The organism is Halomonas sp. (assembly GCF_033549285.1).
In the GTDB taxonomy this organism is placed as follows: Bacteria; Pseudomonadota; Gammaproteobacteria; order Pseudomonadales; family Halomonadaceae; genus Halomonas.
Window position 1 is genome coordinate 39401 of sequence record NZ_JAWSUJ010000018.1, and the last position, 12264, is coordinate 51664.

Consider the following 12264-nt stretch of genomic DNA (forward strand, 5'->3'; position numbering starts at 1 on the left):
CCGGGCCAATAGAAACGAGAAACGCCACCCCCTTTCGGGCGGTGGCGTTCTGCTGTCAGGGGGCAGGGTCAGTGCGAATGCGAGCCATGCTGCTCCAGGCGCTCGGCCAGCCAGATCTTGATGATGGACTGACGGGTGACGCCGAGACGAGCGGCTTCCCGGTCCAGCGAGTCGATCATCCATGTCGGGAAGTCGACGTTGACGCGCTTCTGCTTTCTGAGCGGACGACTGGCTTGCGACAGGTCGAGCTCATCGATGATGTCGTCACCTTCATCGAAGCGGTTATCGAGATCATGGGCTTTCATAGAGGGCTACCTCACTGCTGCGCGAACGTCTGACCGAGATCAGGCGAATGCGTCTACCGCGGTACGTGATGATGCCGGACCAGTGCTTGCCATCGATCCTGCCAATCACGACGAAACGTGGCTCATCCAGAGTCTTTGCCGTGATCTCAAGCAAGTCCGGGTCTTCCCAGAGACGCTGGGCCTCGACAAAGTCGATGCCGTGCTTGTGCCGGTTAGCTTCGCTCTTGCGCGAGTCGAACTCGAAGGCGTCCATGAGTAAAAAGTATACCTTTTCCATATCCATGGAAAAGGTATTTGTTCGAGGCGGGGTACAAGTATCGGTGCTGCTTTTGCCTGCCTGGGAAGTGGTCACGGTGCTCGGCGCCAAGCAGTTCGGTGACCGGCAGCCGGTGTCCAGACGGAAAACAGAAACCCCGCCGAGCTCTGACTGGGCGGGGTTTCTTGTTGATGTCGGCCACGACGGCGGCATTAACCTGCTCGGCGGCGTCAGGCCGAGAGGGCGTCGGCCTTGACGTGCTCCGGGCGGAAGGAGCGGCCGCGCAGGCGCTCGTGGTTCGGGGCGTTGTCGATCAGCACCTGCAGGGTCTCGCGGGCGCGGTCGCGCATCTCGAGGCCCAGGTAACCCTCCACCATCACCGCCAGGGCGTCATGGGTGGCCTCGGACTGCGGGTAGTTCTCGATCACCCAGCGGCCACGCTCCACGGCGGCCAGGTAGGCCCCCTTACGCAGGTAGAAGTCGGCCACGTGCAGCTCGTGGCGGGCCAGCACGTTGCGCAGGTAGACGATGCGCTGCCGGGCGTCCGGGGCGTACTGGCTGTCCGGGTAGCGCTGGATCAGCTCGCGGAAGTCGGCGTAGGCATCGCGGGTGGCGCCCGGGTCGCGCTTGGCGATGTCGATCAGCCGCAGCCGCTCGAGGCTGAAGCGCCCCGCCTGCCAGGCGGCCAGGCCACGCATGTAGTAGGCGTAGTCCGCCTGCGGGTGGTCCGGGTGCAGGCGGATGAAGCGGCTGGCGGCGGCACGGGTGCCTTCCCAGTCGTCGGTCTCGTAGTAGGCGTAGATCAGCTCCAGCTGCGCCTGCTGGGCATGCTCGCCGAAGGGGAAGCGGGTGTCGATGGCCTCGAGCCGATTGATGGCGGTGGTATAACGGCCATCCTCCAGGGCCTCGCGACCCTCCTCGTAGAGCTGGCGTTCGGCGACACCGTCGAGCTCGTCTTCCTGGGAATCGGTGCTGGCGCAGCCGGCCAGCAGGACGCCGGCCAGCAGCAGGGACGCCAGGCGGGCGGGGGAGGTGATAACGCGCATCGTGATCCTCGTGTCTAACAACCCGGACGGCCGTGGTAGAATCGGCCGATATCCGCCCACTATAAAGCACCTTGCGGTGAAACGCAGTCATCGCTCCCGGTGCGCAAAGAGCCCTGTCCCGACCCATGTCCCAGACCCTCGAAGCCCAGCATCGCGTTCCCGAACGCATGGCGGGCCTGCGCCTCGACCAGGCCGCCGCCGAACTCTTCGCCGACCTTTCCCGGGAGCGGCTCAAGGCCTGGATCAAGAGCGGGGCCCTGACCCTGGACGGCCGAGTGGCCAAGCCCAAGGACAAGGTCTACGGCGGCGAGGCCCTGGCGCTGGCCGCCGAGATCGAGGACGACACCCGCTTCGAGCCCGAGGACATCCCCCTGACGGTGGTGTACGAGGACGACGAGGTGCTGGTGATCGACAAGCCGCCGGGCCTGGTGGTGCATCCCGCCGCCGGCAACCCCGACGGCACCCTGCTCAATGCCCTGCTGCACCACGACCCGGCGCTGGCGGCCATTCCCCGGGCGGGCATCGTGCACCGCCTGGACAAGGACACCAGCGGGCTGATGGTGGTGGCCAGGACCCTGGCCGCCCAGACCGCCCTGGTCGAGCAGCTCCAGGCGCGCAGCGTCTCGCGCGAATACGATGCCGTGGTGGTCGGGGTGATGACCGCCGGCGGCACCGTGGACGCTCCCATCGGCCGCCACCCGAAGGACCGCAAGCGCCAGGCGGTGAACGCCTCGGGCAAGCCGGCGGTGACCCACTACCGGGTAGTGGAGCGCTTCCGCGCCCATACCCATGTGCGCTGCAAGCTCGAGACCGGCCGCACCCACCAGATCCGGGTGCACATGGCCCATGCGCGCTATCCGCTGATCGGTGACCCGGTCTACGGCGGACGCCTCAAGCTGCCGGCCGGCGCCGGCGACACCCTCAAGGAGATCCTGCGCGAGTTTCCCCGCCAGGCGCTGCATGCCCGCAAGCTGGCCTTCGTGCACCCGGCGAGCGGCGAACGGATGGCCTTCCGCGCGGCGCTGCCGGATGACCTGCTGATGCTGCTCGACTACCTGCGCGAAGACCGCGAGACCATGCGCTAAGGACCCCGTGATGAGCGATACCTTCGACCTGCGCCCGACCCCGATCCTGCCCGACTGGCCGGCGCCGGAGAGCGTGGGCGCCTTCGTCACCACCCGCGAGACCGGGCCCAGCCAGGGCCCCTTCGCCGCCTTCAATCCCGCCGAGAACCTTGGCGACAACCCGGACCACGTGGCGCTGTGCCGCCGGCAGCTGGAGAAGGAGGTCGGCGATGGCCGCCCGCTGCTGTGGCTCGACCAGGTGCACGGTGCCCGGGTGCAGCAGGCCTACTCCGACGCCCGGCCCCAGGCGGACGCGGCGGTGGCCACGAACCGCGACTACGCCTGCGTGGTGCTCACCGCCGACTGCCTGCCGGTGTTCCTCTGCGACCGCCGCGGCGAGCGGGTGGCGGTGGCCCATGCCGGCTGGCGCGGGCTGGCCGGCGGCGTGATCGAGGCCACCGTGGGGGCGATGGGCCTGCCCCCGGAGGAGCTGATGGCCTGGCTGGGCCCGGCGATCTCCAACGCCCAGTTCGAGGTCGGCCCCGAGGTGCAGCAGGCCTTCGTCGGCGTGCACCCGGAGGCCGAGGCGGCCTTCGACCCCAGCCCCTACCGGCTCGGCCACTACATGGGCGACCTCTACAAGCTGGCCCGCCTGCGCCTCGAGCGCCTGGGCGTCTCGCATATCAGTGGCGGCCACTTCTGCACCGCCTGCGAGCCCCGCTTCTACTCCTACCGCCGCGACGACGGCCTCACCGGCCGCATGGCCAGCGTGATCTGGTTGCGCTGACGCGAGCTACAAGGTTCAAGGAGCAAGTTACAAGGACACCCTTTCTCTGGTCCCGGCTCCCGGGGCACCCTGCTTGCCCCTTGCCCCTTGCCCCTTGCCCCTTGCCCCTTGCCCGCTTGACCAGCGTCAACTCCCCGCGCCCTTTCCCTGGCCGCCGACTTGAAAGCCGGCCACGCTGTCTCCATTGATACCGTCAAGACACATTGACAGGGCCAAACGGTGCGTCCGACCGCGCCGTCACCCCGATGGAGGAAAGCGAATGCGATTCGACAAGTTCACTGCCAAGCTGCAGAACGCCGTGGCGGATGCCCAGTCCTTGGCCGTGGGGCGTGGCCACAACCAGCTGGAGCCCGGCCACCTGCTGCTGGCGCTGCTGGAGGCCACCGATACTGGCGTCAAGGCGCTGATCCAGAAGGCCGGCGGCGATGCCGCCCGGCTGCGCGACGGCCTGGTGGGCCACCTCGACGACCTGCCCAGGGTCGCCAACTTCGATGGCGAGGTGCAGCCCTCCCGCGACCTGATCAAGCTGTTCAACCTCACCGACCGCGAGGCCCAGAAGCGAGGCGACCAATACATCGCCAGCGAACTGGTGCTGCTGGCCGCGCTGGAGATGGGCCATGCGGTGACCAAGCTGCTGACCCAGGCCGGGGTGACCCGCAAGTCGCTGGAGACGGCCGTCGACAGCGTGCGCGGCGGCGAGAGGGTCGACGACCCCAACGCCGAGGACCAGCGCGAGGCGCTGGAAAAGTACACCCTGGACCTCAACGAGCGGGCGGCCAGCGGCAAGATCGACCCGGTGATCGGCCGTGACGACGAGATCCGCCGCACCATCCAGGTGCTGCAGCGGCGCACCAAGAACAACCCGGTGCTGATCGGCGAGCCCGGGGTGGGCAAGACCGCCATCGTCGAGGGCCTGGCCCAGCGCATCGTCGACGGCGAGGTGCCGGAAGGGCTCAAGGACAAGCGCGTGCTGTCGCTGGACATGGGTGCGCTGCTGGCCGGGGCCAAGTTCCGCGGCGAGTTCGAGGAGCGCCTCAAGTCGGTGCTCAAGGAGCTGGCCCAGGAGGAGGGCCGGGTGATCCTCTTCATCGACGAGCTGCACACCATGGTCGGCGCCGGCAAGGCCGAGGGCTCCATGGATGCCGGCAACATGTTGAAGCCCGCCCTGGCCCGCGGCGAGCTGCACTGCGTGGGCGCCACCACCCTGGACGAGTACCGCAAGTACATCGAGAAGGACGCCGCCCTGGAGCGCCGCTTCCAGAAGGTGCTGGTGGACGAGCCCTCCGAGGAGGACACCGTGGCGATCCTGCGCGGCCTCAAGGAGCGCTACGAGGTGCACCACGGTGTCGACATCACCGACGGCGCGATCATCGCCGCGGCCAAGCTCTCGACCCGCTACATCACCGACCGCCAGCTGCCCGACAAGGCGATCGACCTGATCGACGAGGCCTCCTCGCGCATCCGCATGGAGCTCGACTCCAAGCCCGAGGAGATGGACCGCCTCGACCGCCGGCTGATCCAGCTGAAGATGGAGCGCGAGCACCTCAAGAAGGAGACCGACGAGGCCTCGAAGAAGCGTCTCGAGAGCCTGGAGGAGCAGATCGGCGAGCTCGAGCGCGAGTACGCCGACCTCGACGAGATCTGGAAGGCCGAGAAGGCCAGTATCCAGGGCGCGGCCAAATTCAGAGACGAGCTCGACAAGGCCCGCATCGACCTGGAGCAGGCGCGCCGACAAAATGACTATGGCCGCATGTCGGAGCTCAAGTATGGAATAATTCCCGACCTGGAGAAGAAGATCGCCGAGGCCGGGGAGGGTGAGGCCGATACCTCCAAGCACCAGCTGCTGCGCTCCAACGTCACCGAGGAGGAGATCGCCGAGGTGGTCTCGCGCTGGACCGGCATCCCGGTGGCCAAGATGCTCGAGGGCGAGCGCGACAAGCTGCTGCGCATGGAGGAGGCACTGCACGAGCGGGTGATCGGCCAGGACGAGGCGGTGACCGCCGTGGCCAACGCCGTGCGCCGCTCCCGGGCGGGTCTCGCCGACCCCAACCGGCCCAACGGCTCCTTCCTGTTCCTCGGCCCCACCGGGGTGGGCAAGACGGAACTCTGCAAGTCGCTGGCCAACTTCCTCTTCGACACCGAGGAGGCAATGGTACGCATCGACATGTCGGAGTTCATGGAGAAGCACTCCGTGGCGCGGCTGATCGGCGCCCCTCCCGGCTATGTCGGCTACGAGGAGGGCGGCTACCTGACCGAGGCGGTTCGCCGCAAGCCCTACTCGGTGCTGCTGCTCGACGAGGTGGAGAAGGCCCATGCCGACGTCTTCAACATCCTGCTGCAGGTGCTGGAGGATGGCCGCCTCACCGATGGCCAGGGGCGTACCGTGGACTTTCGCAACACGGTGATCGTGATGACTTCCAACATGGGTTCGGACATCATCCAGCGCATGGGCGGCGACGACTCGGACTACGCCCAGATGAAGGAGATGGTGATGGCGGTGGTCGGCGACCACTTCCGCCCCGAGCTGATCAACCGCATCGACGAGGTGGTGGTCTTCCACGCCCTCGGCCAGGCGCAGATCCAGGCCATCGCCGAGATCCAGCTCGACCGCCTGCGCGCACGGCTCGCCGAGCACGACCTCTCCCTCGAGGTCAGCGAGGCGGCGCTGGCCCTGCTGGCCGAGGCGGGCTTCGACCCGGTGTTCGGGGCGCGGCCGCTCAAGCGGGCGATCCAGGCGCGCATCGAGAACCCGCTGGCCCAGGACCTGCTGGCCGGGAAGTTCTCGCCGGGCGACGTCATCCATGTGGAGGCGGAAGGCGACCAGCTGGTGTTCCAGAGCTGAGGCACAGGCCGTAAAGCGGCGTCACACTGCGCCACAAAGCGTTACCTTGCCGCCCGGGCGACCGGGCGGTATCGGGCTACACTGAGATTCAGGTTGCGTCCTGTAACCCCCTTGCCCGTCCCTCCCCGCGAGTGGACGGGCTCTTTTGTGGTGGCCCGGGTGGCACGACTACCTTGCCGGATGGCCCATCATGGGCTACCCACGCTGTTTCCGCGGTTGACACTTCCACAGTGCTAATGGAATCTTGAGCGTTCCTGATACGGGCGCGGACTCCAGCGGGCAACCCCCCATTCCCGCGCGAAGGGTGGGCCGAGCGCCTCTACCCGCCGAAGGACTTCCGGCTCCGGGCCAACCGCCCGGGTCGGCCAACGCCCCGACGCGGCAATCCGCCGTGATGAGAGTGCAGGCCCCAACAGGGCCCTTACTGCCAGGGTTTGGCATCAGGTGCCGGCACGGCCGGCAGCGGCATACCGCCGCACTCGACTTCGTGTCCACACGGTGGGCGCGGATCGCACTCGAGACCTCCAGGGGAGATACATCTGTGGAACTGCTTTCCGGCGCAGACATGATTGCCCGCTTCCTCCAGGACGAGGGCGTCGAATACATCTATGGGTATCCCGGAGGGGCAGCGCTGCACATCTACGACGCGCTGTTCCGCCAGGACAAGGTCAAGCACATCCTGGTTCGCCATGAACAGGCGGCCACCCACGCCGCCGACGGCTATGCCCGGGCCTCCGGCAAGCCGGGCACGGTGCTGGTCACCTCAGGCCCCGGGGCGACCAACGCCGTCACCGGCATCGCCACCGCCTACATGGACTCGATCCCCATGGTGGTGCTGTGCGGCCAGGTGATGAGCCACCTGATCGGCGACGACGCCTTCCAGGAGACCGACATCATCGGCGTGACCCGGCCGATCGTGAAGCACAGCTTCTCGATCCGGCACCCGACCGAGATTCCGGAAGTCCTCAAGAAGGCCTACTACCTGGCCGCGACCGGCCGGCCCGGCCCGGTGGTGGTGGACATTCCCAAGGACATGACCGCGCCCACCGAGCGCTACGAGTACGTCTATCCCAAGAAGGTGAAGATGCGCTCGTACAACCCGGTCACCCGCGGCCACACCGGCCAGATCAAGAAGGCCGTGGAGCTGATGCTCAAGGCCCGGCGCCCGGTCTTCTATACCGGCGGGGGCGTGGTCACCGGCAACGCCAGCGAGGGGCTGACCGACCTGGTCCAGCGGCTGGGCTATCCCATCACCACCACCCTGATGGGCATCGGCTCCTACCCGCAGAGCGATCGCCAGTGCCTGGGCTGGCTGGGCATGCACGGCTCCTATGAGTCGAACATGGCCATGCACCATGCCGACCTGATCATCGCCATCGGCGCGCGCTTCGACGACCGCGTCACCAACAACACCTCGAAGTTCTGCCCCACCGCCAAGATCATCCATGTGGACATCGACCCGAGTTCGGTCTCCAAGACGGTGCGGGCGGACGTGCCCATCGTCGGCCCGGCCGGCAGCGTGATCAACGAGATGATCAGCATGGTGCAGGGCAAGGAGATCGCCAATCCCGAGGCCCTGGCCGACTGGTGGAAGCAGATCGAGGGCTGGCGCGAGGAGCGCACGGGCAAGCTCTATGAGCCCTCGAAGCCCGGCGAGCCGATCAAGCCCCAGGAGGTGATCGAGGCGCTGTGCCGGGTGACCCGCGGCGAGGCCTACGTGACCACCGACGTGGGCCAGCACCAGATGTTCGCGGCCCAGTACTACAAGTTCGACAAGCCCAACCGCTTCATCACCTCCGGGGGGCTGGGCACCATGGGCTTCGGCTTCCCGGCGGCCATGGGCATCAAGCACAACTTCCCGGAGGAGCAGGTGATCTGCGTCACCGGCGAGGGCAGCTTCCAGATGATGATGCAGGAGCTCTCGACCTGTAAGCAGTTCGGTGGCGGGGTGAAGATCGTCAACCTCAACAACGCCTCGCTGGGCATGGTGCGCCAGTGGCAGGACCTCAACTACAAGTCCCGCCATGCGCACTCCTACATGGAGTCACTGCCCGACTTCCAGCAGTTGATCGAAGCATATGGCTTCACCGCGCTGCGGGTGGAGACACTGGCGGATCTCGAGCCGGCACTGGAACGCGCCTTTGCCGACACGCACGAGCTGGTGTTCCTCGATGTCCTCGTCGACCCGCACGAGCACGTCTATCCGATGCAGGTGCCCCTGGGCTCCATGCGTGACATGCTGCTTTCCAAGACGGAGCGGACCTGATGCGCCATATCATCTCGATTCTGATGGAAAACGAACCGGGCGCCCTGTCACGCGTGGTGGGGCTGTTCTCCCAGCGCAACTTCAACATCGAAACGTTGAACGTGGCCCCCACCGAGGACCCGAGCCTGTCGCGGCTGACCGTGACCACCGTGGGGGATGACCGGGTGATCGAGCAGATCACCAAGCACCTCAACAAGCTGATCGACGTGGTCAAGCTGGTGGACCTGACCGAGGGCAACCACATCGAGCGCGAGCTGATGCTGGTCAAGGTCAAGGCGCTGGGCGCGGCCCGCGACGAGGTGAAGCGCACCGTGGACATCTTCCGCGCGCAGATCGTCGACGTGACGCCGAGCCTCTACACGGTGCAGATCACCGGCGACGCCGGCAAGCTGGACGCCTTCCTGCAGGCCATGGCGCCGGTGGGCATCCTCGAGGTGGCGCGCACCGGGGTGTCGGGGATTGCCCGCGGCGACAAGGTGCTGTCCCTGTAGCGGTTCCTGAAAGAGTGACATCCGCGGTACCGCAAAGGCCGCCCCTCGGGGCGGCCTTTGCTTTTTGGTGCTGTGTCAGTGCTCCACGACCTCGTCCCAGAGGGCGGCAATCAACGGGCTCTTCAGGCGGCGCTCGAGCACGCAGAGCCCGACATCGTAGTGGGGCAGTTCCGGCTTGACCGGCAGGACCCTGACCCGCTCCGCCAGGGGGCTGGTGTCGAGCACGATGCGCGGCACCACGCCGACGCCGAACCCCAGCCCCACCATGCTGACGATCGCCTCGTGGCCCGCCACCTGGGCATAGATCCGTGGCGCCACGCCAAGGGCGCGGAACCAGGTGTCGCTGAACTGGCGCGACAGGCCGGCCTCGGAGAGGATCATCGGCACCTCGCGCCACTGCTCGGCGGAGGGCGACTCCGGCGTGGGGGGGATCCAGTCATGGGCCTCGTGGGGGGCGATGAACACCAGCGGCGAGCGGGTCAGCGACTTGAAGGCCAGGGCGTCGGGGGCCTGGCGCGGCCGCGGGGTGATCGCCATGTCCTCGTTGCCGGCCAGCACCCGCGGCAGGGACTGGGCCGGGTCCCCGGTGTGCAGCTTGAGCTCGATGCCGGGATGGCGGGTGCGGAACTCGCTGAGCAACTCGTAGAGGAAGCTGTAGCTGGCGGTCACCGAGCAGTAGATGCTGATCTCGCCGGTGAGGGTACGCGCCTCGCTCATCAGCGATTGGCGCAGCCGTTCCCACTCCTCCAGGGTGTCCCGGGCATAGCCCTGGAAGGTGCGACCCTGGCGGGTCAGCACCACATGGCGGTTGTCGCGCTCGAAGAGGCGCACGCCGCCCAGGTTCTCCTCGAGCTGGCGGATGGTGCGTGAGAGCGTCGAGGGGCTGACGTAGCAGGCCTCGCTGGCGCGGCCGAAGTGCAGGGTCTCGGCCAGGGCGAGGAAGTGCTTGAGGGGGCGCATGTCCATGTCGCCAGTATTGCATGTTTCGGGATGTGACATTGCAAATATCGCGTTTTACGCAACGCAAGGGCTGGCGTAAGGTGACCCCATCGGCTGCAACGAATCCCAGCGCCGCGACAGACGGCGCGGGTGGCCATCAACGCTGACCTCGATTCCACGCTATTACGTTCAGGAGACCCCCTATGCGCGTCTACTACGACAAGGACTGCGACCTCTCCCTCATCCAGGGCAAGAAGGTGGCCATCGTGGGCTACGGTTCACAGGGCCATGCCCACGCCAATAATCTCAAGGAGTCCGGTGTCGACGTCACCGTGGCCCTGCGCGAAGGCTCCTCCTCCGCGGCCAAGGCCGAGGCCGCCGGCCTCAAGGTCGCCTCCGTGGAGGAAGCCAGCAAGAACGCTGACGTGGTGATGATCCTGGCACCGGACGAGAACCAGAAGGCGATCTACGAAACCCAGGTCGCACCGAACCTGGCGCAGGGCGCCACCCTGGCCTTCGCTCACGGCTTCAACATCCACTACAACCAGATCGAGCCGCGCGCCGACCTGGACGTGGTGATGATCGCGCCCAAGGCCCCGGGCCACACCGTTCGCTCCGAGTTCGTGCGCGGCGGCGGCATCCCGGACCTGATCGCCATCCATCAGGACGCCACCGGCAGTGCCAAGGAACTCTCGCTCTCCTATGCGGCGGCCATCGGCGGTGGTCGTAGCGGCATCATCGAGACCACCTTCAAGGACGAGACCGAGACCGACCTCTTCGGCGAGCAGGCCGTGCTGTGCGGCGGCGCCGTGGAGCTGGTCAAGGCCGGCTTCGAGACCCTGACCGAGGCGGGCTACGCCCCGGAGATGGCCTACTTCGAGTGTCTGCACGAGCTCAAGCTGATCGTCGACCTGATGTACGAGGGCGGCATCGCCAACATGAACTACTCCATCTCCAACAACGCGGAGTATGGCGAGTACGTGACCGGCACCGAGGTCATCAACGAGCAGTCCCGCGCCGCCATGCGCAATGCGCTCAAGCGCATCCAGACCGGCGAGTACGCCAAGATGTTCATCCAGGAGGGCAACAGCAACTACCCCTCGATGACCGCGCGTCGCCGCCTGAATGCCGAGCACCAGATCGAGCAGGTCGGCGAGAAGCTTCGCGGCATGATGCCGTGGATCGCCGCCAACCAGCTGGTCGACAAGTCGAAGAACTGATCTCCCGATCCGTTCCGGCTGATGCGAGGGCGCGGGATTCCGCGCCCTCGTGCGTTGTGCGTTGTGCGTTCAGCGGCCGTGGCGTGCGGCGTTGTGGGGGGCTGGCGGGCGTGTAGAATGACCCTATCGCCCGAGGGCGACCTCATTCCGGCAATGGACGAAACGCATGAGTCAGGACCCCCGCAAGACCGAGCATGACATGTCGCAGGCCGCTGCCGAGCCGGAGCGCCAGGCGTCCTCCGCGGAGGAGGACCTGGCCACCGCCTTCGTGCGCGAGACGGAGGTGATCGAGGAATCGATGGAGGACGGCAGGAAGGTGCGGCGCAAGGGTATCTACCTGCTGCCCAACCTCTTCACCACCTCCGCCCTCTTTGCCGGTTTCTTCGCCGTGGTGGCGGGCATCAACGGCGATTTCACCGCCGCGGCGGTGGCGATCTTCATCGCCATGGTGCTCGACGGCCTGGACGGTCGCGTGGCCCGCATGACCAACACCCAGAGTGCCTTCGGCGCCGAGTACGACAGCCTCTCCGACATGATCTCCTTCGGAATGGCCCCGGCGCTGGTGGCCTTCACCTGGATCCTGCAGGACATCGGCAAGACCGGCTGGGTGGTGGCCTTCCTCTACGTCGCCTGTGCCGCCCTGCGGCTGGCGCGCTTCAACGTGCAGATCGGCAGCGTCGACAAGAAGTGGTTCATCGGCCTGCCCAGTCCCTCGGCGGCGGCCCTGGTCGCGGCCAGTGTCTGGACCTTCCACAGCTTCGATGCCGATGCCTTCGGCTTCAAGCTGCTGATGCTCTTCGTGGTGGGCGCCGCGGGGATCCTGATGGTCAGCAACATCCGCTACTACAGCTTCAAGGACGTGGACCTCAAGGGGCCGGTGCCCTTCGTCTTCCTGCTGGCCATCGTGCTGGGCTTCGTGGTCATCTCCATCGAGCCCTCGGTGATGCTGCTGCTGCTGTTCGGTGCCTACGTGGTCTCCGGCCCGGTGATGGCGGTGATGCGTAAGCTTAAGCACTCGCCGTCCACGCACTGAACCGGGTCTCCCCCC

At 66.8% G+C, this 12264-nt stretch carries 12 protein-coding genes; 8 read left to right on the forward strand and 4 right to left on the reverse strand.

Translation table 11 applies throughout. The features are described from left to right. Positions 1–68: 68 nt before the first annotated feature. Complete coding sequence (gene brnA, locus SCI24_RS06150; RefSeq protein ID WP_282734438.1) at positions 69–305, reverse strand: type II toxin-antitoxin system BrnA family antitoxin; 237 nt, start codon at positions 303–305, stop codon at positions 69–71. Then, positions 292–558 carry a BrnT family toxin gene (locus tag SCI24_RS06155; RefSeq protein WP_318724539.1) on the reverse strand — a complete coding sequence of 89 codons (267 nt, stop codon included), beginning with the start codon at positions 556–558 and terminating at the stop codon, positions 292–294. Before SCI24_RS06155 ends, brnA begins: the two co-directional genes overlap by 14 nt. On the opposite strand from SCI24_RS06155, the gene SCI24_RS06160 reads away from it, so the two are divergent. Beyond that, positions 557–817, forward strand: coding sequence for a hypothetical protein (locus SCI24_RS06160; RefSeq protein ID WP_318724540.1), 261 nt, complete (start codon positions 557–559; stop codon positions 815–817). The genes SCI24_RS06155 and SCI24_RS06160 overlap by 2 nt on opposite strands. On the opposite strand, the gene SCI24_RS06165 is transcribed toward SCI24_RS06160, so the two are convergent. Beyond that, positions 792–1607 (reverse strand): outer membrane protein assembly factor BamD, encoded by an 816-nt coding sequence (locus SCI24_RS06165; protein WP_318724541.1) that lies wholly within the window; start codon positions 1605–1607, stop codon positions 792–794. The two genes, SCI24_RS06160 and SCI24_RS06165, sit on opposite strands and share 26 nt — an antisense overlap. Before the next feature lie 125 nt (positions 1608–1732). Here SCI24_RS06165 and rluD point away from each other — a divergent pair, with 125 nt between their 5' ends. The 5 genes from rluD to ilvN all read left to right on the forward strand — a co-directional run bounded on the left by rluD (position 1733) and on the right by ilvN (position 9057). Next, complete coding sequence (gene rluD, locus SCI24_RS06170) at positions 1733–2692, forward strand: 23S rRNA pseudouridine(1911/1915/1917) synthase RluD (RefSeq protein WP_318724542.1); 960 nt, start codon at positions 1733–1735, stop codon at positions 2690–2692. Positions 2693–2702: 10 nt separating this feature from the next. Beyond that, positions 2703–3458: a peptidoglycan editing factor PgeF gene (gene pgeF / locus SCI24_RS06175; protein ID WP_133636828.1), complete on the forward strand. Its 756-nt coding sequence runs from the start codon at positions 2703–2705 to the stop codon at positions 3456–3458. A 259-nt stretch (positions 3459–3717) separates the two neighbouring features. Continuing rightward, the gene (clpB, locus tag SCI24_RS06180; protein ID WP_318724543.1) at positions 3718–6300 is read left to right on the forward strand and encodes an ATP-dependent chaperone ClpB; all 2583 of its coding nucleotides are present in this window, start codon (positions 3718–3720) and stop codon (positions 6298–6300) included. 541 nt (positions 6301–6841) lie between these two features. Then, on the forward strand, positions 6842–8566 hold the full coding sequence (locus tag SCI24_RS06185; RefSeq protein ID WP_318724544.1) for an acetolactate synthase 3 large subunit: 1725 nt from the start codon (positions 6842–6844) through the stop codon (positions 8564–8566). Continuing rightward, positions 8566–9057 (forward strand): acetolactate synthase small subunit, encoded by a 492-nt coding sequence (gene ilvN / locus SCI24_RS06190; RefSeq protein ID WP_040183026.1) that lies wholly within the window; start codon positions 8566–8568, stop codon positions 9055–9057. Before SCI24_RS06185 ends, ilvN begins: the two co-directional genes overlap by 1 nt. A 75-nt stretch (positions 9058–9132) precedes the next feature. Here ilvN and ilvY read toward each other — a convergent pair whose 3' ends face one another. Continuing rightward, positions 9133–10023: an HTH-type transcriptional activator IlvY gene (gene ilvY / locus SCI24_RS06195; protein WP_318724549.1), complete on the reverse strand. Its 891-nt coding sequence runs from the start codon at positions 10021–10023 to the stop codon at positions 9133–9135. 176 nt (positions 10024–10199) lie between these two features. On the opposite strand from ilvY, the gene ilvC reads away from it, so the two are divergent. Next, positions 10200–11216, forward strand: a complete 1017-nt coding sequence (gene ilvC / locus SCI24_RS06200; protein ID WP_318724545.1) for a ketol-acid reductoisomerase — start codon at positions 10200–10202, stop codon at positions 11214–11216. 166 nt (positions 11217–11382) lie between these two features. Then, positions 11383–12249 carry a CDP-diacylglycerol--serine O-phosphatidyltransferase gene (gene pssA, locus SCI24_RS06205; RefSeq protein ID WP_318724546.1) on the forward strand — a complete coding sequence of 289 codons (867 nt, stop codon included), beginning with the start codon at positions 11383–11385 and terminating at the stop codon, positions 12247–12249. Positions 12250–12264 lie beyond the last annotated feature (15 nt).